At 53.1% G+C, this 23,792-nt stretch carries 26 protein-coding genes; all 26 read right to left on the bottom strand.

The features are described from left to right. Positions 1-23: 23 nt before the first annotated feature. Complete coding sequence (locus IRJ17_RS20155; protein ID WP_242771736.1) at positions 24-449, bottom strand: DUF2487 family protein; 426 nt, start codon at positions 447-449, stop codon at positions 24-26. A gap of 88 nt (positions 450-537) precedes the next feature. After that, the gene (locus IRJ17_RS20160; RefSeq protein ID WP_063226969.1) at positions 538-753 is read right to left on the bottom strand and encodes an IDEAL domain-containing protein; all 216 of its coding nucleotides are present in this window, start codon (positions 751-753) and stop codon (positions 538-540) included. A 9-nt stretch (positions 754-762) separates the two neighbouring features. Beyond that, on the bottom strand, positions 763-1,881 hold the full coding sequence (locus IRJ17_RS20165) for a hypothetical protein (protein WP_122963564.1): 1,119 nt from the start codon (positions 1,879-1,881) through the stop codon (positions 763-765). A 129-nt stretch (positions 1,882-2,010) separates the two neighbouring features. Beyond that, the gene (locus IRJ17_RS20170; RefSeq protein ID WP_122963565.1) at positions 2,011-2,955 is read right to left on the bottom strand and encodes a tetratricopeptide repeat protein; all 945 of its coding nucleotides are present in this window, start codon (positions 2,953-2,955) and stop codon (positions 2,011-2,013) included. Positions 2,956-3,056: 101 nt separating this feature from the next. Then, a complete protein-coding gene (locus IRJ17_RS20175) occupies positions 3,057-3,707 on the bottom strand; it encodes a zf-HC2 domain-containing protein (protein WP_122963566.1) in 651 nt (216 codons plus the stop codon). Further along, a complete protein-coding gene (locus IRJ17_RS20180; protein WP_063226965.1) occupies positions 3,704-4,294 on the bottom strand; it encodes an RNA polymerase sigma factor in 591 nt (196 codons plus the stop codon). Before IRJ17_RS20180 ends, IRJ17_RS20175 begins: the two co-directional genes overlap by 4 nt. 146 nt (positions 4,295-4,440) lie before the next feature. After that, positions 4,441-5,562: an amidohydrolase family protein gene (locus tag IRJ17_RS20185; protein WP_242771738.1), complete on the bottom strand. Its 1,122-nt coding sequence runs from the start codon at positions 5,560-5,562 to the stop codon at positions 4,441-4,443. Positions 5,563-5,950: 388 nt separating this feature from the next. Beyond that, complete coding sequence (gene aroA, locus IRJ17_RS20190; protein WP_242771740.1) at positions 5,951-7,231, bottom strand: 3-phosphoshikimate 1-carboxyvinyltransferase; 1,281 nt, start codon at positions 7,229-7,231, stop codon at positions 5,951-5,953. Positions 7,232-7,312: 81 nt separating this feature from the next. Then, entirely contained in the window at positions 7,313-8,416 is a 1,104-nt protein-coding gene (locus IRJ17_RS20195) for a prephenate dehydrogenase (RefSeq protein ID WP_122963657.1), read from the bottom strand. 70 nt (positions 8,417-8,486) lie between these two features. Then, positions 8,487-9,581, bottom strand: coding sequence for a histidinol-phosphate transaminase (gene hisC, locus IRJ17_RS20200; protein ID WP_122963568.1), 1,095 nt, complete (start codon positions 9,579-9,581; stop codon positions 8,487-8,489). 29 nt (positions 9,582-9,610) lie between these two features. Further along, positions 9,611-10,429 (bottom strand): tryptophan synthase subunit alpha, encoded by an 819-nt coding sequence (gene trpA / locus IRJ17_RS20205; RefSeq protein WP_242771743.1) that lies wholly within the window; start codon positions 10,427-10,429, stop codon positions 9,611-9,613. After that, the gene (gene trpB / locus IRJ17_RS20210; protein WP_173598798.1) at positions 10,429-11,661 is read right to left on the bottom strand and encodes a tryptophan synthase subunit beta; all 1,233 of its coding nucleotides are present in this window, start codon (positions 11,659-11,661) and stop codon (positions 10,429-10,431) included. Before trpB ends, trpA begins: the two co-directional genes overlap by 1 nt. Continuing rightward, positions 11,621-12,292 carry a phosphoribosylanthranilate isomerase gene (locus IRJ17_RS20215; protein ID WP_122963571.1) on the bottom strand — a complete coding sequence of 224 codons (672 nt, stop codon included), beginning with the start codon at positions 12,290-12,292 and terminating at the stop codon, positions 11,621-11,623. The genes trpB and IRJ17_RS20215 overlap by 41 nt, the downstream gene beginning before the upstream one ends. Further along, complete coding sequence (gene trpC, locus IRJ17_RS20220) at positions 12,289-13,086, bottom strand: indole-3-glycerol phosphate synthase TrpC (RefSeq protein ID WP_122963572.1); 798 nt, start codon at positions 13,084-13,086, stop codon at positions 12,289-12,291. The genes IRJ17_RS20215 and trpC overlap by 4 nt, the downstream gene beginning before the upstream one ends. After that, positions 13,076-14,101: an anthranilate phosphoribosyltransferase gene (gene trpD, locus IRJ17_RS20225; RefSeq protein WP_242771746.1), complete on the bottom strand. Its 1,026-nt coding sequence runs from the start codon at positions 14,099-14,101 to the stop codon at positions 13,076-13,078. The genes trpC and trpD overlap by 11 nt, the downstream gene beginning before the upstream one ends. Next, positions 14,095-15,609, bottom strand: a complete 1,515-nt coding sequence (trpE, locus tag IRJ17_RS20230) for an anthranilate synthase component I (protein WP_242771748.1) — start codon at positions 15,607-15,609, stop codon at positions 14,095-14,097. Before trpE ends, trpD begins: the two co-directional genes overlap by 7 nt. Positions 15,610-15,892: 283 nt before the next feature. Then, positions 15,893-16,270 carry a chorismate mutase gene (gene aroH, locus IRJ17_RS20235; RefSeq protein ID WP_122963575.1) on the bottom strand — a complete coding sequence of 126 codons (378 nt, stop codon included), beginning with the start codon at positions 16,268-16,270 and terminating at the stop codon, positions 15,893-15,895. Further along, on the bottom strand, positions 16,270-17,373 hold the full coding sequence (gene aroB, locus IRJ17_RS20240; protein ID WP_173595811.1) for a 3-dehydroquinate synthase: 1,104 nt from the start codon (positions 17,371-17,373) through the stop codon (positions 16,270-16,272). Before aroB ends, aroH begins: the two co-directional genes overlap by 1 nt. Beyond that, on the bottom strand, positions 17,373-18,536 hold the full coding sequence (aroC, locus tag IRJ17_RS20245) for a chorismate synthase (protein ID WP_122963577.1): 1,164 nt from the start codon (positions 18,534-18,536) through the stop codon (positions 17,373-17,375). The genes aroB and aroC overlap by 1 nt, the downstream gene beginning before the upstream one ends. Before the next feature lie 203 nt (positions 18,537-18,739). Further along, entirely contained in the window at positions 18,740-18,907 is a 168-nt protein-coding gene (locus IRJ17_RS20250) for a hypothetical protein (protein ID WP_007785434.1), read from the bottom strand. A gap of 77 nt (positions 18,908-18,984) precedes the next feature. Beyond that, entirely contained in the window at positions 18,985-19,758 is a 774-nt protein-coding gene (locus IRJ17_RS20255) for a CheR family methyltransferase (RefSeq protein WP_122963578.1), read from the bottom strand. Between the two features lie 130 nt (positions 19,759-19,888). Next, positions 19,889-20,332 (bottom strand): nucleoside-diphosphate kinase, encoded by a 444-nt coding sequence (gene ndk / locus IRJ17_RS20260; protein ID WP_063226951.1) that lies wholly within the window; start codon positions 20,330-20,332, stop codon positions 19,889-19,891. Positions 20,333-20,436: 104 nt separating this feature from the next. Continuing rightward, positions 20,437-21,402, bottom strand: a complete 966-nt coding sequence (locus tag IRJ17_RS20265; RefSeq protein ID WP_122963579.1) for a polyprenyl synthetase family protein — start codon at positions 21,400-21,402, stop codon at positions 20,437-20,439. Positions 21,403-21,418: 16 nt separating this feature from the next. Next, positions 21,419-22,282, bottom strand: a complete 864-nt coding sequence (locus tag IRJ17_RS20270) for a menaquinone biosynthesis protein (RefSeq protein WP_122963580.1) — start codon at positions 22,280-22,282, stop codon at positions 21,419-21,421. A gap of 4 nt (positions 22,283-22,286) precedes the next feature. Continuing rightward, a complete protein-coding gene (locus IRJ17_RS20275) occupies positions 22,287-22,883 on the bottom strand; it encodes a UbiX family flavin prenyltransferase (protein WP_122963581.1) in 597 nt (198 codons plus the stop codon). Continuing rightward, positions 22,880-23,749, bottom strand: a complete 870-nt coding sequence (locus IRJ17_RS20280) for a UbiA-like polyprenyltransferase (RefSeq protein WP_122963582.1) — start codon at positions 23,747-23,749, stop codon at positions 22,880-22,882. The genes IRJ17_RS20275 and IRJ17_RS20280 overlap by 4 nt, the downstream gene beginning before the upstream one ends. Between the last annotated feature and the right edge of the window lie 43 nt (positions 23,750-23,792).

Below are 23,792 nucleotides of genomic sequence, written 5' to 3' on the forward strand. Positions count from 1 at the left end.
AGTATTACCGGAAAACGCTTTCTCTATTGCGCGGTCTTTCGCTGCCACAGACGAATAATTTCCTGGACCAAAACATCCACAGTCACTTCAAAACGCAAGGCTGAGTCCAGATCTTCTTCTCCGACCGGAAGCATGAGACAGCCTTCCTGCCCCGGCTCGTCCAAGCGAATTTTGTCCTGCGAAAAATGCAATCCGACTGAAAAAGCGAAGTCTCGCGGCGTCTTCTGGCCTTGACTCGCTTCTGCAAACTGATAGCTGAGCGGAAACAGGAGAACTCGCCCCTTGAGCCGCTGTTCGATGCCTGCCGCTATATTCAGCAAATAGTTCATGCGCAGCACGTGTTCTTCTACCCCGATACCGTCCTTGTACAAATAAAGAGGGAGCAGCGCGGTATCCACATAGGGTCGCAGCTCCTCCCAATTTTCAAATTCGTTTACATTCCATTGCATAACGCCGTCTCCTCTTCTCGTGTAGATTCTGGAAACTAGCGTACCATGAATCGGCAAAGTCTCGCAACACAGCTTCCGGCCAAGGCAGCTACGCCTTTTCGTAAGCCATGATCTCTTTCAATTCGCCCGTCAGGCGGATGAACAGCTCTTTGTTTTTCGTAGCCAACGCCTCGTCAATTTCCTGGTACAGCGTCCGCTTGCGGTACTGCCGCATTTGCTCGTCGATTACCATCTCGGACAGCAACCCGGACACCATTTGATTGTTCGTTCCGTACGCGTTGGAATAGAAATTTGGCCACTCCATACCCATCCCTCACTTCAATAAAATAGTCGTTTCCGTAAAGCCGTTGTATTTTCGAAGCCAAGTCTGGCTCGCATAGGTGGCAGTGTACAACCACTGTTCATGCTCGTCTTGGCCGACTCGAAGCAATCCGAGATGCACCATCATTTTGCAGACTCGATTGATCAAAATATCTGCGGGTGCATCGTAGTAGAACTCTTTGATCCAGGGAACCAGCGTATGCAGCAGCGATTCCTGCCGCACCCAGCCGCCAGAGGCGATGAGCGGAATCAACTGGACAAGCATCGGCAAATTCGGGATCGCCCGCTTGTACAATCGCATCCAGAAGCGGATCACATCATGGTAAAGCTGATCGGAATACGGCTGTTCCAACCGCTCCCGTCCCGCCTCGGTAATGCCTACTCTCCCCTCCGCCTCCTCCATCCATTTGTTGTAGTAGCAGAAGTCGTAAAGCAAAGAGAAGCGATCCGGGTATACATCGAAGTGCAGTCCGTATCCAAAGCGCCATTTTTGCGGCAAAAGCGGCTCTTCCTTCACGTACAAAAATTGAAACAACTGCTGCTGATGCCGTTTGTACATGCCTCCCTCAGCCGTAAGCGGTACAGGCTCCTGCTGAAGGAATTGTAAAAATTGCATGATATCGTCGCAAAGAGCCGTTCCTTCGTCCCTGTACGCCTGCGGGCCGGGGATCACCAGATCGTTCTCCTCGCGCCACTGATCGAGCCAGGCTTGTATGAAAGGTTCTCGGATGTCCAACGGAATTTGATACTGCCCGACCGTTTTGCTTTTGGCAGGAAATATCCAGCCTCTTTTCATCGCCGCCGCGACAAATTGCCTTGCCGAATCCTGCTTTTTTTCTTTTGCTGCCAAAAGAGCCACGCCCGCTTTGGCGAGCAAATCCTCCAGCGACATGACGGTTCGCTTGTCGAGCAAAAGCTGCAGCAAAAAGTGTATTTCGGCTTGAGACAACTGCGCTACTTCCTGAGAGATTGTCAACCGGTGACGCAGACTGGACAAGAGAGAAGTGATCAATTCGTTTTTGGAATGAGGGTTGCATTCGCATCCGTAGTGGTTGGCAATCTGATGGAGCTGCCGGATATCGGTGTAGACCAAGATCTCAGCCAAGTTCATCTGTGCATCCCTTCTTTGCGATGGCTTTCTTGTATCCCTCATTCTTGCCAATAAGCGGAAAAATAAACAGGAAGCCACATGAGTGACTTCCTGTTCGTCGATTTTTTTATGCACTGAAGCTTTTTTTGCTTACTCTTCTTCTGTTTCGTGATCCCACTGATCGTGCAATTGCTGGTATTCTTTCGCTTCGTCGTATCGTCCCGCTTGCGTCAACAGCGCAATCAGTCGGCGAATTTGATCGAGGTCAAAGCCGGACAGCGTCACGTATTGCTTCAAGGCGTCGATAGCTTGCTCGGTTTTGCCCAGCGACAAGTAAATGTCTGCCGCCAGCGGGTACGAAGCCACGTACTCTTCGTCAATGGCTTGCAGCGTGGTTACCAGCTCCACCGCTTCCTCCAGTCGTCCCACGTGGAAAGCCATCAGTGTCGCTCCATACAGCACTTCCGGCGAGCGATCGAGCACAAGCGCCTGGCGGAATACTTGATACGCCTGCTCGAACTGCCCGTTTTGCGCCAACGAGCGTCCTTTGGTCAAGAGCAGCTCCAGACTTTCACTGCCCGCCTGCTCCAGAAGCTGCATCGCTACTTCATCTTCCCCGATGCGGAAATACAGGTTGCCGAGCGCAGCCAAAATGTCCTGATTGTCAGGCTCTTTTTGTCTGGCCTGCTCCAAATATTTGACAGCCACCTCGTCCAAATCTTGCAGCGCGTACAAATCTGCCAATAGCAAATCGAGCTGAATGCTGTCATAGCCCGATTCTTTGCACTCATAGAGCAGATGCTGCGCCGTTTCAAAATCACTGGAATCAAGCGCGATTTCGGCAAGCAGCAATTGGCACTCTCTGCGCAAGGAAGGGTCCAGCTGCGGATTGTTTTCCAGAACCTCCGACAACAGTTTGCCTGCCACGTCCAAATGGCCCAGACGGTACCACACTTCCGCCAAATACATCATGACATCAGGCAAGTCAGCCCCGTGCTCCTGCACTTTTTGCAAGGCTGTCAAACCCAGTTCCACTTCGTCGTTCTCAATTCGCTTAATTGCCTCATCTATGACATACAGCCATTTTTTTGGCATCGTGCTCACCTCATATGTATTATGCTTAGGCCGTATTCTGGATGAATAGCCACAAAAGACCGTCCTAAGACGGTCTTTTCATTTCTCTTGATCATATACCATTATGCACGTGTAAGCCAGCTCATTGTCAATACGGTCATCAAAATCCCGAACACACTGAGCACAATCGGGTAGTTCGGCTTCGCTGAATCCGTTGCTGCCGGTTTTCCATCCAGCGGAACGATCGAGGCGGTCGCACTAGCCAGTGCATCACTTTGCGAAGTGAGCGGCTGTGCTTCTACCACGTATGTACCATCGTCTGTCTGCATGGAAGAGGAGATGACTTGCGCTTTTGGCGTGTTCATCGCCATCACTTCCCCGTTGATCACGAGGGAATTGGCTTGCTCGGTCGAAGTGGAATTGACATATAAAGTAAAAGTAAACAACAATAGCAACAAAACGGCTACACTTGCTCCCATGCGTCTCATTCTGGCTGTTACACTGAAAATTTTTCTGCCAATCGGGATCGCCCATTGCTCCTCGGACAAAATCCGGGCCATGACAGCATCAACAATGGAACGGGAAGGCGTAACGGAATGGTACTCTTCCTTGTCCATTTCCATCCACTCCCCGCTGTCCGACCAGATTTCATAGTCGGCACGACAGGCATAACACGATGCCATATGGTGATCAACACGGCGTTGGGTCACCTCTGACAACAGATTTTCGGCGTATTCAGGCAGAATTTCCTGAACTTCTTCACATTTCATCATCGATTCATCCCTTCAGCTTCATCCAATTGAGGGTCCAGGATGTAGGTTTCCAGCTGGCCTTTTATACTTTGGCGTGCCCGAAACAGCAAGGATTTCACGGAGCTGACGGTCAAATCGAGAATCGTGGCGATCTCTGTGTAATCCATTTGTTCGTACTCTCGCAAAATCAAGGCTGAGCGCTGCTTCTCCGGCAAGTTGTTAATAGCCAGTCTGACCATGCTCTCCCGCTCGTTGCGCAACAAAACCTGCTCGGGCAAAGTTTTGGGAGATGCCATCGGCACTTGCAGTGTATCATCGAGATACACGTCGGAGTTGCGGCTTTTGCGCAATTCGCTGAGTACAGAGTTACGGGCAATCGTATAGAGCCAAGTAGAGAAGGTTGCTTCTACATCACGGAAAGAATGAATGCTCTTATACGCCTTGTAAAACGTCTCCTGACAAATATCCTCAGCAATATGCTCCAGATGTGCCTGACGCAAAAGATGAGTGACAAATGAGAGGATCTTTTTTTCATATCGACGAATCAGTTCAGCATAGCATTCCAGATTACCTTCTTTAATTTCTCGGATAAGCTGGGAATCGGTCATGATCAGGATTACCTCCTTGCGATTCCGATCCCTCAGCGGCCTTTGTAACATTAGACTGCTGGGGATGTAAAAAGTTGCGCGACCTTACGATTCTTTTTCTCGTCAGACTGCGGGAATCCTTCACGAAAAAACCCCCATTTTTGGGGTTAAATGACATATGCGTAGGGCTTTGTGTCGAAAAGGCGTCTGCCCATCCCAACAGACGAGCTAAACTGCGCGTTTCGATACAACCATTTACCGTTCGACATAACAGATGTTGGAAGATGCATTTCGCTAAAATTGAGAATAGTGGAAAGATCATACTTTGTCAACCAGTTTTCCTTTTTCAGGAAGACAATATCAGCGTCTGCCCCTGGTGTCAAGCTCCCTTTTTGCGGATAAAGCCCGACTGCCTTGGCAACGTTTGTCGAAGCAAGTCTGACGAGTAGACAAAGCAACCTTTCCGGCGAACACCATCTCCGGCGATAATCAATGCGAACATCGTGAAGAGGAGCAGCGACTTGCCAACTGTCGTAAAAGTGCTGGTGCATGTGGCGAATGGCCCGGTCTGTCACTTCTGTTGGCAAACGAAAAATGTGCAAAAACGGATCGTGTTCTCTTGTTTCAAAGGCCACTGACGGATCAGCGATGACGGTACGCACCTTCCAGTATTTAGTAGCGTCCAGCCAAAGCTGCCGAATTTGATCACGCTGTTCTTTTTTTACGGACGCATCATTTTGTATGTGCAAATGCAGAATCGTTTGTTTAGACGTATGAAGTTGCAAAAGCGTTTCCCATTTTATTGTGGAAATTTCTTCTGGGCTGCGAACCGATACGTGAAAGGCTGCCAAGCCATGTTCACCGTATCTCGCCACCGTTTTCGCCTGTAGCTGGTCAGCCCCGACCCCGACATGCCAGACGTAATCCAGCGGACTGTTGAAATGGCAGGTTTGCTGGTATTCCATCTGCGGCTTGCTCATCCAGCTTTCGTGCAAAAACACATCGGCGAAACTGGTGCAGCCGCTCCTGACAAATCCCTGCATCACTTCTATGTATGTGTGCCTATCTTTTATTTTATATAAAGATTGTGTCGGCAGTGCGACAAAGCCAGGCAAAAGATACATATCGGACGCGTCTACTTCGGCAAAAGCAGTCTCGCCTGTCGTCTTGGGCAAGGTGTCTTTGGCGATGCGGACGATCTTTCCTTCGTGCACCCACAAATCCGCTTCCTTGATTCCGTATGCAGTAACAACGGCTCCCCCTCGAATGACCATTCCTTGCTCCGACATGCTTGTCCCCTCCCGACCCTCGCATCGCGCTGCGATTTGTACGAGCATATGCGCGGAAAAGGGGAAAAATGCAAGACGGCCATGGCCGTTTTGTTGACCGCAAGCGGTCACATCCCGTTTCATGAAAAACGTCGAGACGTTTTTCACAAAAAAAAGACCGCCGTTGATTGTAAGCGCATTCAAACGGCGGTAGCACATGTGTGCTTTTATAATATTGGATAGGAGTGGAGAGAAACCATACTGTATTTTTATAATAAACGGAATGTAAGCGCTTGTCAAATCATTTTTGCTAAAAAACGTCAGAGCAGTTCCTCCTCTTCTAGGCCCCATTGCTCATACAGAAAGGAGCCTGCTGTCTCGTCAACAACAGGCTCTCTCTCCGGTTCCCTTATTGGCTGATGTTTTTCAGCAGTTCTTCAAAGCCCGGGAACGATACATTGATCGCTTCCTCGTTCTCAATCCCCGTCTCTCCTGTCGCAGCAAGGCCAGCAATCGCCATCGCCATGCCGATACGGTGATCGCCCATGCTGTCGATAATCGCCCCTGTCAAGGCTGTCTGTCCTTCGATGATCATTCCGTCGTCTGTCGGCGTGACCCGGCCTCCGAATTTGGACAGCTGGCTCACGACTGTAGCGATCCGGTCGGTTTCTTTTACTTTCAGTTCTTCTGCATCACGAATGACCGTCTGTCCGATTGCCTGCGTAGCCATGACGGCAATGACCGGAATCTCGTCAATCAGTCGCGGGATGATATCCCCGCTGATTTCGATCCCGTGCAGCTGCGAATGGGTCACGAGCAGGTCGGCGACCGGCTCTTCGTTGACAATTCGCTCGTTTTGCAGCTCCAGGCTTCCGCCCATCGCTTTCACCACGTCGATGATGCCTGTACGGCTCGGGTTGATCCCGACATTTTCAATCAAAAGCGAACTGCCTGGCACTACCATGACCGCCGCGATCAAAAAGGCCGCAGAGGAAATGTCGCCCGGGACGGAAATAGCTCGTCCGGTCAGCTTTTGGCCGCCCTCTACAGAGACCGTCAGCCCATCGCGAACGACAGAAACGCCAAACGCTTGCATCATCCGCTCCGTATGGTCACGGGACAAGTGCGGTTCGGTTACGCTGGTCACGCCTTCTGCTTGCAAGCCGGCGAGCAAAATCGCCGATTTGACTTGCGCGCTCGCGACCGGAGACTGGTACGCCATGCTTTGCAGCTTGCCGCCGCGAATGGACAAAGGGGTAAACTCCCCGTCTTTTCTGCCGTCAATTTTTGCCCCCATCTGGCGCAGCGGTCCGATGACACGGCGCATCGGTCTTTTGGCAATCGACTCGTCGCCTTCCATGACCGTATGAAACGGCTGTGTCGCCAAAATGCCGGACATCAGGCGAATCGTGGTGCCGGAGTTGCCTACATCCAGATGCTGCATCGGCTCTTGCAAGCCGTACCAGCCTTTGCCTTGTACCGTTACTTTGTCACCCTGCTGCTCGATCTCGATGCCCATGCGGCGGAAGCAACTGATCGTACTGAGGCAATCCGCGCCAGGCAGGAAGCCTTCGATCGTCGTAACGCCTTCTGCCAAGGCTCCGAACATGACAGCACGGTGCGAAATGGATTTATCTCCCGGAACACGTACGGTTCCTGCTATTTTTTTTGCTGGACGAACTCGAAGCACAGTGCCACTCCCCTTTTTCTCTTCACCCGTTAGTCATACTGTGAAGCGTCTTCGTTGTAAAGCGTGTTTGCGCGACCAGGCTCATGTACGCCTGTATACATTGTAATCGAAAAAGCGGAGAAGTTCCTCCCCCTTTTCCATCTCCTCCTGGGAATGGAAGGTGATGCGCAGCGCACCGTATATATCTTCACGCGTCTCCCTGATTTGCAGGTTGGTGATGTTGATTTGCTTCGCACCGAGCAGCGTCGTAATGCGCCCGATCTCCCCTGGATGGTCAGGAATGTCGATATACAAATCGTTCAAAGGCGGCAAAGCTCCTGTTTTGCGCTCAGGCAAACCGTCGCGGAAATCGCGGGCTGTCTGGAAGAACCGCTCGATTCCATCCGGGTCGCCTTCTTCCACAAGCTCGACGACATCTTCCAAAGCTTTTGCCCAGTCTTTGGCGATCTTCACAATATGCTCGCGGTTTTGCAGCAATACGTCGCGCCACATGCGCGGATTGCTCGAAGCAATGCGGGTAATGTCACGGAAGCCGCCTGCGGCCAGACGCGCATGCCACGCGTTCTCTTCGTCGTATCCGGCGACCAGGTTGACCAGAGCAGATGCCAGGACATGCGGGAAATGGCTGACTGCTCCCACTACCTGATCGTGGGAATCCGCGTCCATCTGTACTACTTTTGCCCGCGTGAGGGAGAGAAGCTCGGTTAGACGCTCCACTTTTTCTGCTGCCGTGCCAGGGGCTGGCGTCAAAACGTAGTAGGCATTTTCCAACAGTCTGTCCGAAGCCGCCTCCACGCCTGATTTGTGCGATCCGGCCATCGGATGCCCGCCGATAAACGTCACATGCGGCGGAATGACTTCTACCGCCTGTCTGACAATGCCTGACTTGGTGCTTCCCACGTCTGTGACGATGACGTCTGGTTGCAGCTCCATGTCTTGCAACAAGCGCAGTGTAGCTACGATTTGCTCGACGGGGGCTGCGAGGAAAATGACATTGGCTTCGCGGACAGCCGTTTGCAAATCAGTCGTTCCAGCGTGAATCACTCCAAGTGTCAACGCTTTATCTAATGGTTCTTGTCGTACATCGTAACCGACAACACGGATATTGGGGTCACGTCGCATGGACAAAGCGATCGAACCGCCAATCAATCCGACACCGATTACAGTGATGGTTACTTTTTTCATCTCCACTTCCTGTCCTTCCTCATATGCGCGTAGACAAAGATGCCGGGGAACGCCCGGCATCTCGTGTCCGTTATTTCAATGCGCCAGTTACGATTTCTTTTAGCACAGACAAAATCTTTTCGTTCTGTTCTTTTGTTCCCACTGTAATCCGTTGATATCCAGGGAAGCCGAGCGCATTGCCCGAGCGAACGATGATTCCGTTCATCAAGAGCTTTTTGAATACTTCATCGGAATCCATTTTCAGGTCTACCAAAATGAAGTTGGTTTGCGTCGGGAAGTAGGAAAGTCCCCAATCGTCGAATGCGTCAGTCAATTGCTTCAAGCCTTCGCGGTTGCGGTCGCGGCAAGAGATGACAAACTCCTGATCGTGCAGGGCCGCACGCGCTGCCACCTGACCAAGCGCTCCGGTATTGAACGGCTCGCGGACGTGCTCCAGAGCGGACACAAGCTCTTCGGAGGCGATGCCGTAGCCGATGCGCAGCGTTGCCAAGCCGTAAATCTTGGAGAACGTGCGCAAAATGATCAGGTTCGGATACTGGGACAGCATCGGAACGGTTTGCGGATACGCGGAATCAACGACATACTCGTAATAAGCCTCATCCATGACGACGAGAACGCTGCTCGGCACTTTTTGCAGGAACGCTTCCAGCTCTGTCGCCGTAACGATCGTGCCGGAAGGGTTGTTCGGATTACATACCCAGACGACTTTCGTCTGCTCGTTGATGGCAGCCGCCATCGCTTCCAGATCGTGCACGCCATCCTTGAGCGGAACCTCGATCAGCTCTGCCCCTTCGATAATCGCATTGGAGCGATATTGGGAGAACGTCGGCGTAGCCATGACGGTGTTCGTGCCTTCGCTCAGGAAAGCGCGAGAGATCATCAACAAGATTTCATCGGAACCATTTCCGAAGATCAGTTGACTAGGCTTCACACCGAGGGCATCTGCCAAGTCCCAACGCAGGTTGAGGCTTGCGCCGTCCGGATAAAGAGCGAGATTGTCCAGTTGTTCCGCAATAGCTGCCTTTGCCTTTGGCGAGCAGCCATAAGGATTCTCGTTGGACGCCAGCTTGATCACTTCTGTCAAACCAAACTCCCGTTTGACGTCTTCAATGGGTTTCCCTGGCTGATATACCGGGGCATTGAGTATGCGTTGCTTCGGTTGCATCCACGTTCACTCCAGTCACATTTTTCCCACTATTGTAGCGCACTCGCCAACTGATGTACAAACGTTTTTATTTTTTCAACAGCATCTGGCATTCGTGCCGGATCTTTCAGTTCGTTCTCGTAGTTTTCAATCTGCTGCACAATCGCACTGCCCACGATTACCCCGTCCGCATGAGGAGCCACGGCCCGCACCTGCTCTGGTGTAGAAATGCCGAATCCGACAGCAGTCGGCGCACTCGTACTCGCCTTCACCCGTTGCAAAAAGTCTGCCAGATCCTCGCGCAAATCCGTCCTCGCCCCTGTCACGCCGAGCGACGAGACGCAATACAAAAAGCCTGTCGCCTGTTCGCCGATCGTTTGGATGCGCGCTTCGGAAGTCGGCGCGACCAGCGAAATAACGTGAAGGCCGTTTTGCTTCGCCGCCGCAACGCAAGGGCCGTTTTCTTCAATCGGCAAATCGGGAATGACGACGCCATCTGCCCCGTGTGCCGCTATTTCCGCAAAAAACCGCTCGACTCCATATTGCAGCACCGGGTTGAAGTAGGAGAACAACACGATGCCCGCTTCTACTTTCGACTGGCGCAAACGGCTCACCAGTTGCAAAGCGTCTGCAATCGACACGCCGTTTTCCAGTGCGCGCTGGGAAGCTCGCTGAATGGTAGGGCCGTCTGCCAGCGGGTCAGAGTAAGGTATGCCCAGCTCGATCACATCGGCTCCGGCCTCCGCCATGGCGGTCACAAGCTGAAAAGTCGCTTCGATAGTTGGATCGCCCACCGTAATGAACGGGATAAAACGCTTGCGGCTGCGATCCGCAAACAAACGGTCGATTCGATTGGTAGCTGCCGTCATTACGCCTCGCCTCCTTCTGTCCGTTCTGCCAACGCTTCCTGAATGGTCAGCACGTCTTTGTCTCCGCGCCCCGACAGGCAAATGACCAGCACTTGCTCAGGAGACATTTGCGGAGCGCGCTTGATCACTTCCGCAATCGCATGAGCGCTCTCCAGCGCGGGGATGATGCCTTCCGTCCGGCACAAAAGCTCGACTGCCGCCAGCGCCTCCGCATCTGTGACAGACGTATACGTCACTCTTTCCGTATCTTTCAAATACGCATGCTCGGGGCCGACACCCGGATAATCCAGCCCGGCGGAGATGGAATGCGCTTCTTGCACCTGACCATGCTCATCTTGCAGCAAGTAGGTAAGCGAGCCGTGAATCACTCCTGGACGTCCAAGCGTCAAGGTTGCCGCGTGTTTGTCCGTATCGATTCCTTTTCCCGCTGCTTCCACGCCGCGCAGCGCAACAGACTCATCCTGGATGAACGGATAGAACATGCCGATCGCATTGCTTCCGCCTCCTACGCACGCGACCACTTCGTCGGGCAATTTGCCGAGCTGTTCCAACACTTGACGCCGGGTTTCCTCTCCGATGATTTTCTGGAACTCGCGGACCATGTACGGATAAGGATGCGGGCCGACGACCGATCCGATGACGTAAAACGTTTCCTCTACGTGAGAAACCCAGTGGCGAATCGCTTCATTCGTCGCGTCTTTGAGTGTGCGCGAACCCGATACCGCCGGAATGACTTCCGCTCCGAGCAAGTTCATGCGAAACACGTTCAGCGACTGACGGCGAATGTCTTCCTCGCCCATGAATACTTTGCAGGAAAGCCCCAGCTTCGCTGCCACAGTAGCGCTCGCGACACCGTGCTGGCCCGCTCCTGTTTCCGCGATAATCGATTTTTTGCCCATCCGTTTTGCCAAAAGGGCTTGACCGAGCGCGTTGTTCAGTTTGTGCGCCCCGGTATGGTTGAGGTCTTCGCGCTTGAGGTAGATTTGCGCCCCGCCAAGCTCTTGCGTCAACCGTTCAGCGTACGTCAACGGCGTAGGACGCCCAGCGTATTTGCTCAGCAGCTCATTCAGCTCTGCTACGAACTGTGGATCACGTCGCGCTTCCTCAAAAGCAGTCTCCAGCTCGTACAAAGCGTTCATCAACGTTTCCGGTACGAATTTCCCTCCAAACGCTCCAAAACGTCCATTTTCGTCAGGCACGACCCGCGCGGTTGTCTGTGTATTGCTTGGCATGCGCCTTCACCCTCTCCACCAGTTTTTTTATCTTTTCTCCGTCTTTCTCTCCATCCGTTTCCACTCCGCTGGACACATCGATCACAGGGGCCTGATACGTTTCGAGCAGCTCTCCGACATTTTCGGCGTGAATGCCGCCCGCGATGATGCAATCAGCCGCTTGGCACGCAGCCTTCAACAGAGGAATCTGCTCCCACGAAAACTTTTTCCCGGTTCCCCCGGCTTGGGCAGGGTCATACGTATCGAACAAAAAGGCGCTTACGATCCCTTGATACGCTCCAATCGCCCGGGCTGCATCCTCTTCGCCGCCGACAGCCAGCGCTTTCCACACTTCCACGGAAAAACGTTCCCGCACTTGACGGCAAAATTCCGGCGTCTCCTGCCCGTGCAGCTGCACGGCAGCGAGCGGCACTTCCTGCAACACCTCCGCCAACTCGTCCAGCGTCGGGTTGACGAACACGCCTACCGCTGGCGGATGAGCCGGGACGGCTGCAAGCAGCTCTCCAGCCGTCCGTGCGTCGATCCTGCGCTTGCTCGAGGCAAAAACCAGGCCCACGTAGTCGACATCCAGCTCTTTCAAAAGCGCAAGCGTTTCCGGGCGTTTGATCCCGCAAATTTTTAATCGGGTCACAAACTCACCCCCGCTTTCGCTCCAACCAGCTCGATCACCGCTTGCGCTACGTCTGGCTGACGCATGAAATGCTCTCCCACCAAAACGGCGCGCGCACCTGCTCTCCTTACCTTCTCGACATCCTCCGCTTTGGAAATGCCGCTTTCGCTCACGACTGTCAACGAGGCAGGCAGTCCGCCAATCAGTTCGTCTGTCACAGCGAGATTCGTCTCGAATGTGCGCAAATTCCGGTTGTTGATTCCGAGCAGCTTCGGTTCGATCGCCCGGAATACGCGGTCGCATTCCGGCTTGTCATGCACTTCGACAAGTACGTCCATCCCCAGCTCTTCTGCGGTTTGATACAAATGCCGCAGTTGCTCGTGATCGAGAATCGCCGCGATGAGCAAAATGCAATCCGCGCCCGCTGCCCGCGCTTCCACGACCTGGATGTCCTCGATGAGAAAATCTTTGCGCAGGAGCGGACGGTTTACCACTTCGCGGATGCCTTGCAAATAGGCCAGACTTCCTTGGAAAAATGTCTCGTCGGTCAAGACGGACAAGCATTCTGCTTCGGCAGCTTGATACGCCTGCGCGATTTGCAGCGGATCAAAATCCGGGCGAATCAGCCCTTTGGACGGAGACGCCTTCTTCACTTCTGCGATGACGCTGACTGGACGGGAACTTTGCACAAGCGCTTGATGGAAGCCGCGCGGACGATCCTGGTTTTTCGCTTGCTCAAGCAAGTTTGCGATCGTCGTCACTTGTTTCAGGTGAGCAATTTCTCCGCGTTTCTTTTCCACAATGTTAAGAAGCATGAATCATTCCTCCTGCAATTTGCCGGATGTGCTCCAGCTTGCGCATGACCAGTCCGTCGTCGATCAGCTCTGCCGCCCGAATCACTCCTGCCTCAATGGAACGCACGCGATCAGACAAGTAGAGGATCGCTCCTGCATTCAACAGCACGATGTCGCGTGCCGCACCGCGCTTGCCAGCGAATACATCGCGAATGATCTCGGCATTTTCGCTCGAATCCCCGCCGCGCAGCGCCTCTTTGTCGTGTCGGCGCAATCCGAACTGCTCCGGATCGATCTCGTACGTGCGAATCTGGCCATCTCGCAGTTCAGCGATCTGGCTCGTTCCCGTCACGGTCAGCTCATCGAGTCCGTCCGAGCCAGCCACAACCAGCGCCCGCTCTACGTGCAGCTCTCGCAGTACAGCCGCAACCGTCGGGAGCAGCTTCGCATCGTAGACGCCCATGAGTTGGTGACTGGCGTTTGCCGGGTTGGTCAGAGGGCCGAGCAAATTAAACACGGTGCGTACAGCCAGCTCCTTGCGCGGTCCGGCTGCATGCTTCATCGCCTGATGGTACAGCGGCGCAAACAGGAAGCACAGATTGGTAGCACGCAAGCAATCCGCAGCCTCTTTTGGCGACAGGTTGACTGGGACTCCCAGCGCTTCCAGCACATCCGCACTGCCGCTCTTGCTCGATACGGCACGATTGCCGTGCTTGGCGATCCGCACGCCGTCGCTTGCCGCCACAATCGCACTCGCCGTCGAGATGTTGAACGTGTTGCTGCCGTCTCCTCCGGTGCCGCACGTATCGACCAAGCCGGGATGATCGATCGGAAAACGCATCGCTCGTGCCCGCATCGCCTGGGCAAACCCGATAATTTCCTCAACCTGCTCTCCCTTGAGCCGCATGCTGGCCAAAAAGGCGCCGATCTGGGCAGGAGTCGCTTTGCCGTCCATGATCTCCCCCATTGCTTCCTCAGCGATTGCTCGTGTCAAATCGCTTCCTTGCAAAATTTGTTCCAGTGCATAGGTCAGCATAGCAATTCCTCCTTGCGCGCAAATAGCTGTTCTGCTTTTTCCAGAGCCGAAATCATCGCGGCCGCCTTGTTTACCGTTTCCTGATATTCGCTTGCCGGAATGGAATCCGCCACGATGCCTGCGCCAGCCTGCACATGCGCGTATCCATCCTGGAAGAACAAAGTGCGAATCGTAATGCAGCTGTCGAGCGAGCCGTCAAAGGAAATGTAGCCGATCGCTCCCGCATACAAATGGCGCTCATCCTGTTCCAGCTCGGCTATAATTTCCATCGCCCGCAGCTTCGGCGAGCCTGAGACAGTTCCCGCAGGAAAGGCGCTCAACAGGGCGTCAAACGCGTGCAGTCCCTCGCGCAGCTTGCCTGTCACATGCGATACCATGTGCATCACATGCGAGTAATTTTCGATGACGAGCGCCTCCTCCACTTGCACGCTTCCGTACGCGGAGACTTTGCCGACGTCATTTCGGCCCAAATCGAGCAGCATGTAATGTTCGGCCCGCTCTTTTTTGTCTGCCAAAAGGTCTGCGGCCAGCTCCTCGTCCTCTTGCGGTGTCGCGCCTCTTTTTCTCGTCCCGGCAATCGGGCGCATCTCGACTTTTTCATCCTCCACCCGCACGAGCAGCTCGGGAGATGTTCCGACCACCGTCTCGCCTGCGTATTCGAGGTAGTACATGTACGGAGAAGGATTCAGCGTACGCAGCAGCCGGTACACGGCAAACGGGTCGACATCGGTCTTCACGGAAAAGCGCTGGGAGAGCACGACCTGAAAAATGTCTCCTGCGGCGATGTACTCTTTCGCCTGTTCGACCATGCGCTCGTATTGCTCGCGGCTCATGTTTGGCTCGACCTGCAGCGGTTTGGGCGAATCGACTGCCACTTGAATCCGGCTGTCCTGTTCCAGCGGAGCGGTGACTTTTTCCGCCAATTGCTCCAGCCGTTCGCAGACTAGCCTGTATTTTTCGTCAATAATGGCTGGCGAATCTCCTGGCTCGACGTGCAAATTCACGATCAACTGAATTTCTTGTTTCAGGTGGTCGAACGCGATCATCTCGTCGACGAACAGAAAACGCATGTCAGGAGCTTGAACCGCTTCCTTGCGATGGGCCGGGAGGTTTTCAAAATAGCGCAACGTATTGTAGCCAAAAAAGCCGACCGCTCCGCCGCTAAGCCGGGGAAAGCCCGGCAGCTTGGGACTTTTGAAGCGATCTGTCTCCTCGCGCAAAAAGTCGACGGGGTTGCCTGTCATCGCTTTGCGCTCACCGCTTCGCGACACAACGGAGATGTCTTCTCCTTTTGCTTCCACGATCTGAAAAGGGTTCATCCCGATGAAGGAAAAGCGTGCCCAGCGCGCGCCGCCTTCTACGCTTTCCAGCAAAAACGAATCGCTGGTGCGAATCTTCTGATACAAACGGATAGGAGTCTCCTGGTCAGCTAGAAGTTTCAAGCTCACAGGAATCAGGGAATACGACGCCGAAAGGGTCTTGACCTCGGCAAGGGAGGGAAAATACATGGAACTCTCATCTCCTTTTTAGTGGGAGCGAAAAGGACGAAGACACCCGTCTTTTCACCACCCGCTTTCTAGAGCGAGAGGTAGGGGGAGAAAAAAATATACAAAAAAATCCAGCAAAAAGAACTGGATCGGGTAGATAAATATGTACCCAGCCTGCTCTTCTCTCCTCAACCTAACTCATCTCTACTCTGCTCTACTCATTCTCATCTCAGCCGGAATTGGCTCTTCACGAACAAACGAGGCGCTCTCGTTTCACTTATGGTAAAAGAGAGCGCCCTGATTGTCAACTGCGATTTGTCAAATCAGGTCGAAGCTTTACAGCATCCCGCAAGAAGACGTGTTGAATCTCTTTTGCCGATTTCTCTGTGTTGACATGCATCATGACACGTATACAGAGCGGCAAGCTGCCTGGTACAGGAATTTCGCGTGCGCACATCAGGGGAACATACTGCCACGCTTCCCCTTCAAGAAGACGTGCCGCCTGGGCGGGAAATGTCGCACACAAATCCTCTGTCGTCGTGATGATGATGCTGCCAATCTCTTCAGGATTCACTTCATTGCGCGTAACCATTTCTTCCAGCAGCCACTTGGTGGAAGAGACAATCTCGTCTCGCGTATCGGCTTCCACCGTGACTGCGCCTCTAATTCCTCGCATTCCCATTACAAAGCCCCCGCTTCTTCACTCATTACTGTCAGGATGAGCTGTTCGTCTACATTTTTCACAATCTCCGCCTGCCCGATTGCGCTAGGCAATACGAGGGCAAGCTTGCCGCCAACGGTCTTCTTGTCCCGCTTCATCGCATCGAGTACATCTTGCGGCAGCAGTCCTTTTGGCCAAGCCGTAGGCAAATGGTACAAACCAATCAAGTGCTTCGTGCGGTCGTACACACCGTTTGGCGCAAGACCGATTCGCTCTGCTAGTTTGGCAGCCAGACACATCCCGATTGAAATCGCTTCGCCGTGATTCAGCGTGGAGTAAGCTGACAACGCTTCAAACGCATGCCCGAACGTATGCCCCAAATTCAATAGCGCCCGCGGGCCCTGCTCCGTCTCGTCAGCAGAGACAATCGCAGCCTTCACTGCGCAGCCTTTTTCAATCGCTTTCCCTAACAATTCTGAATCAAGCTCCCACAGGCTTGCGGCGTTCTCCTCCAGCCAATCTGCAAAGGAAGCATCGGAAATAAGGGCGTGCTTGATTACCTCGGCAAAGCCGGCAGCCACTTCACGCTTGGGCAAAGTGTGCAGCACTTTTGTGTCATAGATCACGACGCGAGGCTGATGAAAAGCGCCGATCAAGTTTTTCCCCAATGGGTGATTGATCGCCACTTTCCCTCCGACGGAGCTGTCGTGGGCAAGCAAAGTAGTCGGCAACTGGACAAAATGAATGCCGCGCATAAACGTAGCTGCCACGAAGCCAGCCAAATCTCCCACGACTCCGCCGCCCAATGCGAGAATCGCAGATTGGCGATCCAATCCCGCTTGAATCGCTTCGGTCATCAGCCGCTCATAGACAGGCAGACTTTTCGATTGCTCGCCCGCTTCCACTACGCTCGCTGTCGCGTTGTATCCGGCAGCGCGCAGAGCATCACGCAGCGGCTCTAAGTAACGAACCGCCACGTGCTCATCTGTTATAATCATGAGTTTGCTTGTGGAGACAACCCCTGCCTCCGCAAGCAAACCAGGCACCTGCTGCAATAGAGAATCACCGATCACAATCTCGTAGGAACGCTCTCCCAGCTCTACTGTCAGTCTGTTGGTATCCATTAGAATTTCTCCGTGTACGCGCGGTATTCACGCACGTTTTCAATCATGTCGTCCATGGAATCGCTCGGGAATTTTTCGCACATCGCTTGGGCGATTTCCCATGCCACCACAGCTTCTGCCACGACACTCGCTGCCGGAACCGCGCAGCTGTCGGAGCGCTCGATGCTGGCCGAGAACGGCTCTCTGGAGTCGATATCGACGCTCATCAGCGGCTTGTACAGCGTCGGGATCGGCTTCATCACGCCTCTGACAACGACAGGCATGCCTGTGGTCATGCCGCCTTCCAGCCCGCCTGCCCGGTTTGTTTTGCGACTGTAGCCTGTTTCCTCGTTCCAAACGATCTCGTCATGAACTTGGGAGCCTTTCAAATCCGCAGCTTCAAACCCGATTCCGATCTCCACGCCTTTGAAGGCTTGAATGCTCATGATCGCCTGAGCGAGTCGTCCGTCCAGCTTGCGGTCCCATTGCACGTGGCTGCCCAAGCCGATCGGCACGCCTTCCACGATGACTTCAACCACGCCGCCGAGGGAATCCCCGTCTTCTTTGGCCTTGTCGATCGCTGCCATCATAAGCGGCTCCGCTTCTTTGTCCAGGCAACGGACAGGTGATTCTTCCGTGCGGGCGATCAGCTCTTCCAGGCTGACTTCCTGGCGTTTTGCCACGACATCGTTGATCTGCAACACTTGTCCGCCGATCTGGATGCCAAAAGCGGCGAGCAATTGACGCGCTACGGCGCCGACCGCAACACGCACAGTTGTTTCGCGGGCGCTGGAACGTTCCAGAATATTTCGCATATCCCGTTGATGATATTTAATCGCACCGTTCAAATCAGCATGGCCTGGGCGCGGGCGAGACACGCGGCGTTTTTCCTCTGCGCCCTCTTCTACCGGCTCGGCACTCATGATCGTCTGCCAGTGCGTCCAATCCTTATTTTCAACAACCAGCGTGATCGGCGCTCCTGTCGTATACCCGTGGCGCACGCCAGACAAAATTTTCACCTGGTCCTTTTCAATTTGCATTCTCCGGCCCCGCCCGTGACCTTTTTGGCGGCGCGCCAGCTGTTCGTTGATTGCCTCAATGGAAATCGGCAAGTTGCTTGGGATTCCCTCGATGATCGCTGTAAGCTGCGGTCCGTGGGACTCCCCCGCTGTCAAGTAACGCATCTCTTCCTTCCTCCATCCTCCAGGCAGCTCATGTCCCCAGTTCCTTCCGGTTCGGGTCGCTGTCCTTTATCACTTTTAAGCGCTATAATATCATACCTGTCTCGCTCTGGAAACACAAAAAGTACAATCCTACGCGAAAACCTTTCGCTTGAAGAAAAAACGCCCCTCCAATGGAGAAGCGCTTCGCTTGCAGATGGCGCTGACTAGAAAGGATCGACCATCAAAAATGGATTGGGGCTCAGCGGCCTTCTGGAATGATCCACACGTATCAAATCATCCAGCTGAGTTTTTTCAGCCCCAAGTATTTGTCCGCATTCTTGCAACGTAATCAAACCCCGACGGTATGCTTCGATGACCTTGTGCTTATCCATCTGCTGCCTCCCTTGGCAAAGTAAGTATTCCTAGTCTTGGGAAAAAGGAGCAGAGTTATACACACGGCCATAGAGAATCATCCCATTTTTCGGTAAAAGAATGTGTCTTCCGTCTCCAGCTGGTATTGCTGCGGCTGGAAGATTTGCTCCGTGCTGCCCACAAACAGCACGCCGCCCGGTTTGAGCGCCCGGCTGAATTTGTGGTACAGCTCGTGCTTGGCTTCCTCTGTAAAATAGATCATCACATTGCGGCAAATGATCAAATCGAACTGGGTATCAAACGTATCCGCCAGCAAGTTATGCTTTTTGAACGTGACACGCTTTTTCACCTCTTCGGAAATCCGGTAGCTGAGCGTGTCTTTGACGAAGTATTTGTCCACAAGCTCTTTCGGACAATCTTGCAAGGAACGGTCTGTGTACACGCCTTGCTTTGCCTTGGACAAAGCGCCCTCATCGATATCCGATGCCAGCACCGTAGCATCCAGACGCTTGCGCAGCAAAATCAGGGAGAGCGTGTACGGTTCTTCGCCAGTGGAGCAAGCCGCGCTCCAGCACTTGACACGCGACGATTGCTTGGCAAGCCGCGGCAAAATTTTGTTCTCCAGCACCTCCCAACGACCTGGGTTGCGGAAAAACTCGGAGACGTTGATCGTCATCCGATCGAGAAACTCGTAAAAAAGCTCCTTGTCCTTTGCAATCGCATCAAAATATTGGACAAACGTGCCGTAGCCCCGCTTTTGCCGCAACGAAGTCAGGCGCCGCTTCATCTGTGCTTCCTTGTAGAGGGCAAGATCAATTCCGGTCATTTTTTTAACGCTTGCAATAAATTGGAGAAAGTCTTTATCTTCCATTCAGAATCGTACCCCCTTTCATACCTGTTGTTCATCATTTCGCTATCGTTCGCCAAATTCCTATCCATTTCGCGGGAGTTTTTGACGAAAAAAAGAAAAAACCCCAAAAAGGGGTTTTTGTGGTGATATCTTAGATCCAGCGTTGGATTGTTTTCTCGAAGGAGAGAACTTCTTCAGCGGAGAACCAGAGACCGATTTCACGCTCAGCGCTTTCTGGGGAATCGGAACCGTGGATGATGTTCATGCCCACGGAAGTAGCGAAATCGCCACGGATTGTGCCGGAAGCTGCATCTACTGGGTTTGTTTTGCCCATCATAGCACGAGCTGTGGAGATCACGTTGTTACCTTGCCATACCATAGCGAATACAGGACCGGAAGTGATGAAGTCAACCAGTTCGCCGAAGAATGGGCGCTCTTTGTGCTCAGCATAATGTTCTTCAGCCAGTTCGCGGCTTACAGTCATCAGCTTAGCGCCAACGAGTTGGTAGCCTTTTTTCTCGAAACGGGATACGATTTCTCCGATCAGGTTACGTTGTACGCCGTCAGGTTTTACCATAAGGAATGTTTTTTCCATTGTAAGTATGCCTCCATCAAAGCTATGTATTGGTGTATACAACACCAACGAAAATTTTATCAAAACTGGGGTGGTCAAGCAACAGTCAGACCGTTAAAATCTCATTAAAATTTGCGATCGACGATAAAATTGGCAATTCCTGTCAACGATGTTTTCGCCTGCGTATTGGGCAAATCGCTTATAATGGCATGCGCGCGGGCAATATAGCGCTCGGCCAGCCGCTGGGAAAACGCGATTCCTTCGTCGGCGCGCACCAGGCGAATCGCTTCGTCCGTGTGCTCCCAAAACGTATTTTCCTTGATCCACTCCTGGAACTGTCCGCTCGCCTTGCCATGAAAAGCGGTGTAAAGGGCTGGCAGCGTGATGTTTCCATGCAAAAGGTCGCTCCCTGCCGGTTTTCCCAACTGCTTCTCCGTTCCGGTGAAATCGAGAATGTCATCGGTAATTTGAAAAGCCATCCCCACGTTGTACCCGTACCAGTACATTTTGCGCACCAGCTCTTCGGTAGCACCGCTGGCAACGGCACCCAACTGACAGCTGATCGCAATGAGCAGCGCCGTTTTCCGCTTGATTCTGCGCAAATACGTCCGGAAGTTTTGATCCCAGTTGTTCAAATCCTTGACTTGCTCGATCTCGCCTTTGCACACCTCGACAATCGCTCTGGACAAAATCTGGTGCAGCTTCGGATTCGGCAATTGGGAAGCGACTGCAAGCGCACGGGCGAAAATGTAATCGCCTGCGTACATCGCCACCTTGTTGTCCCATTTCATGCGCACCGTGTCTTTGCCCCGACGCTTGTCGGCGTCGTCAATGACGTCGTCGTGAACCAGCGAAGCCATATGAATCAGCTCAAGCGGCACAGCTACGTGCTTCAATACTTTTACATCGTACTTGCCCCATTTGCCTCCGAGCAGCACAAAAACCGGACGAATGCGCTTTCCCCCAGCTTTAAGCAAATGAGTCGAGGACTGATACAGTTCCCGCACATCCGTATCAATCGATTTTTCCAGCTCATCTTCAATGTACTGGACATCCTTTTTCATCTTGAAGTAAATATCGACTAGGTTCATCCGTTATCCGTTCCACCTATCTCGCAAGCGTAATATTGGTCTTGTGGCCATCCGCCTGCCACAACTCGACTGTCGCGGGTGCCGCAAGAAGCCCCAGCTCTGCCGCGCATCGGTAATAATACTCCAGTCCTACCCGCTGCACTTCGCCAAAATCGTGTTGCAGTCCCGCGAAGTAACGAAGCCACTCCTCTTTTGTCCCGCCAAAATGCGTGCATACGTAATCGACCAACGGGCCAGGATTTGCTTTCGTCTTCTTCTTGCTCGTCAAAAAAGAGGCGTGCACTTCCGCAATCAACGCAAAATGCTCGTCAATCACCTCGCGTCGCAGCGCCCAAATGGCAAACGTCATGGAATAGCCTGTGAAGCGGTGCCACAATTCGCCGAGATCGTATACGTGCAGCTCACCAGCTGTCCGCTCTGCGGTAATCGCATCATCGCCAATGAGCAGGGCAGCATCCGCGTCTTGCAGCATGTGTGCGAGATTCGGCTCTTGTGTAACGTAGGTGATCTCGTAATCGTAAAACTTGTGGAGAATGATTTTCAGCAAGTTCACTGTCGTTGCCGACGTGTTGGTCAGGGCAATTTTGGCCCCGTTCAGTTGCTCAATCGGCTTTTTGCTGAATAAGAAAAGGGAGCCTACTCTCCCGTTGGCACTGACAGACAGGTCTGCCAATGCCACATATTGGGAGGCATGCTCAGCATAGCTAAACGAGGAAATCGGCCCCATGTCAATCTCGCCTTTGGCCATCGCCAGATTCAACTGGGCAGGCACCTGGCGGATGAACGCGATGCGATCCTCGAATTTTGCTTGTTCAAAATAATAGTAAACAGGCAGTACGTTGGTATACAAGATTTGCCCGATCCGCAAAGACTTTTGCATGCGTCTATTCCCCCCAACGCCGAAACAGCGAATGTGGTACATCAAGTGCATCCAAAGCTTTCCCCACGACAAAATTAATCAAGTCATCCATCGTTTGCGGTTTTTGATAATAACCAGGCATGGCTGGCAAGATCCGCACACCCAGCTTGCTCAATGTCAGCATGTTTTCCAGCTGGATCGCATTGAGCGGCGTCTCCCGCGGAACGAGGACCAGTCGTCTGCCTTCCTTGATCATAACGTCAGCGACGCGTTCCAGCAAATTGCCCGAAGCGCCGTGTGCAATCCCGGAAACCGTTCCCATCGAGCACGGAACCACGATCATGCCGTCGCAGCGATACGATCCGCTCGCCGCCGGGCAGTTGAAATCGCGAAGCCCCCAGTAGTGCAGCTCTCCCGGGAAGGATTGTTGCAGCTTTTCTCGCAGCAAACCTTCCCGGTCGTCTGAATGCCAGTCCAGCTCATCGTGAAAGACTTGCCAGCCTGCCTCGGTAATCATCAAGTGAACGATATGACCTGCGCGCAAAAGCTCGGTCACCACACGCACACCGTAAATCGCGCCACTTGCCCCTGTAATTCCGACTACCCATTTTTGTTGGCTCATGCGATCACCAGATCAATCATAGTAAACACGAACATGACCACGCTCAAAATGCCGTTCATGTTGAAAAACGCAACGTTTACTTTGGACAAATCCGTCGGCTTCACCAGCGTGTGCTCGTAGATCAGGATCGCACCGGAAATGAGTACGCCGAGCAGGAACCAGATCGACAAGTCAGCCACTACATACAGCGACATCAGTCCAACAAAAGTGATGATGTGGCACAGTCTCGCCACAACCAAGGCGCTGGCAACCCCAAAGCGGCTCGGCATGGAAAACAGCCCTTCCTTGCGGTCAAAGTCAGCATCCTGGCAGGCGTAAATAATATCGAAGCCCGCCGTCCAAAACAGAACGGACACAAACAGGAGCAAGCCAACCGCGTCTACCTGACCTGTCGTGGCGACCCATCCTCCCAACGGTCCGAACCCGATTGCTACTCCCAAAACAAAGTGGCACAGCCAGGTGAAGCGTTTGGTGTAGGAATACAGCACCAGGACAAACACAGCAAGCGGCAACAGCTTGACTGCCAAATCGTTCAACTGGAACGCCGCAATGAACAGCACAGCGAACGAAACGACGATAAACAAAACAACTTCCAGGACGGAAATAAGCCCCGCCGGAATCGCTCGTGTAGCTGTCCGCGGGTTTTTGGCGTCAATGACGCGGTCAATCAGCCGATTCAACGACATTGCTGCACTGCGCGCCCCGACCATCGCAACCGTCACCCAGAAAATCTCCATCCAGGTCGGCCACGCCTTCTCCACTACAATACTTCCCAAAACCGCCCCCATAAAAGCAAACGGCAAAGCAAACAGGGAATGCTCGAATTTTATCATTTCCAAGATGATTTTCAATTTACGTAGACCCATCTATGACACTTCCTATCTACTGAAAAAATACCGTTGTTGTCGA

The organism is Brevibacillus parabrevis (assembly GCF_022701015.1).
Taxonomy (GTDB): Bacteria; Bacillota; Bacilli; order Brevibacillales; family Brevibacillaceae; genus Brevibacillus; species Brevibacillus parabrevis.

Excerpts from the sequence above, each read along its gene's own strand:
- trpE (WP_242771748.1), bottom strand. The coding sequence starts at position 15,609 with ATGTATTTTCCCTCCCTTGCCGAGGTCAAGACCCTTTCGGCGTCGTAT.
- IRJ17_RS20280 (WP_122963582.1), bottom strand. The coding sequence starts at position 23,749 with ATGGGTCTACGTAAATTGAAAATCATCTTGGAAATGATAAAATTCGAG.
- IRJ17_RS20270 (WP_122963580.1), bottom strand. The coding sequence starts at position 22,282 with ATGCAAAAGTCTTTGCGGATCGGGCAAATCTTGTATACCAACGTACTG.
- trpA (WP_242771743.1), bottom strand. The coding sequence starts at position 10,429 with ATGACGGCAGCTACCAATCGAATCGACCGTTTGTTTGCGGATCGCAGC.
- trpC (WP_122963572.1), bottom strand. The coding sequence starts at position 13,086 with ATGCTTCTTAACATTGTGGAAAAGAAACGCGGAGAAATTGCTCACCTG.
- IRJ17_RS20185 (WP_242771738.1), bottom strand. The coding sequence starts at position 5,562 with ATGTCGGAGCAAGGAATGGTCATTCGAGGGGGAGCCGTTGTTACTGCA.
- IRJ17_RS20195 (WP_122963657.1), bottom strand. The coding sequence starts at position 8,416 with ATGAAAAAAGTAACCATCACTGTAATCGGTGTCGGATTGATTGGCGGT.
- IRJ17_RS20155 (WP_242771736.1), bottom strand. The coding sequence starts at position 449 with ATGCAATGGAATGTAAACGAATTTGAAAATTGGGAGGAGCTGCGACCC.
- IRJ17_RS20275 (WP_122963581.1), bottom strand. The coding sequence starts at position 22,883 with ATGAGCCAACAAAAATGGGTAGTCGGAATTACAGGGGCAAGTGGCGCG.
- IRJ17_RS20165 (WP_122963564.1), bottom strand. The coding sequence starts at position 1,881 with ATGAACTTGGCTGAGATCTTGGTCTACACCGATATCCGGCAGCTCCAT.
- ndk (WP_063226951.1), bottom strand. The coding sequence starts at position 20,332 with ATGGAAAAAACATTCCTTATGGTAAAACCTGACGGCGTACAACGTAAC.
- IRJ17_RS20250 (WP_007785434.1), bottom strand. The coding sequence starts at position 18,907 with ATGGATAAGCACAAGGTCATCGAAGCATACCGTCGGGGTTTGATTACG.
- trpD (WP_242771746.1), bottom strand. The coding sequence starts at position 14,101 with ATGCTGACCTATGCACTGGAACAAATTTTGCAAGGAAGCGATTTGACA.
- IRJ17_RS20180 (WP_063226965.1), bottom strand. The coding sequence starts at position 4,294 with ATGACCGATTCCCAGCTTATCCGAGAAATTAAAGAAGGTAATCTGGAA.
- IRJ17_RS20255 (WP_122963578.1), bottom strand. The coding sequence starts at position 19,758 with ATGGAAGATAAAGACTTTCTCCAATTTATTGCAAGCGTTAAAAAAATG.
- trpB (WP_173598798.1), bottom strand. The coding sequence starts at position 11,661 with ATGCCAAGCAATACACAGACAACCGCGCGGGTCGTGCCTGACGAAAAT.
- aroH (WP_122963575.1), bottom strand. The coding sequence starts at position 16,270 with ATGGGAATGCGAGGAATTAGAGGCGCAGTCACGGTGGAAGCCGATACG.
- hisC (WP_122963568.1), bottom strand. The coding sequence starts at position 9,581 with ATGCAACCGAAGCAACGCATACTCAATGCCCCGGTATATCAGCCAGGG.
- aroB (WP_173595811.1), bottom strand. The coding sequence starts at position 17,373 with ATGGATACCAACAGACTGACAGTAGAGCTGGGAGAGCGTTCCTACGAG.
- IRJ17_RS20170 (WP_122963565.1), bottom strand. The coding sequence starts at position 2,955 with ATGCCAAAAAAATGGCTGTATGTCATAGATGAGGCAATTAAGCGAATT.
- IRJ17_RS20160 (WP_063226969.1), bottom strand. The coding sequence starts at position 753 with ATGGAGTGGCCAAATTTCTATTCCAACGCGTACGGAACGAACAATCAA.
- aroC (WP_122963577.1), bottom strand. The coding sequence starts at position 18,536 with ATGCGTTACTTGACAGCGGGGGAGTCCCACGGACCGCAGCTTACAGCG.
- IRJ17_RS20265 (WP_122963579.1), bottom strand. The coding sequence starts at position 21,402 with ATGAACCTAGTCGATATTTACTTCAAGATGAAAAAGGATGTCCAGTAC.
- IRJ17_RS20175 (WP_122963566.1), bottom strand. The coding sequence starts at position 3,707 with ATGATGAAATGTGAAGAAGTTCAGGAAATTCTGCCTGAATACGCCGAA.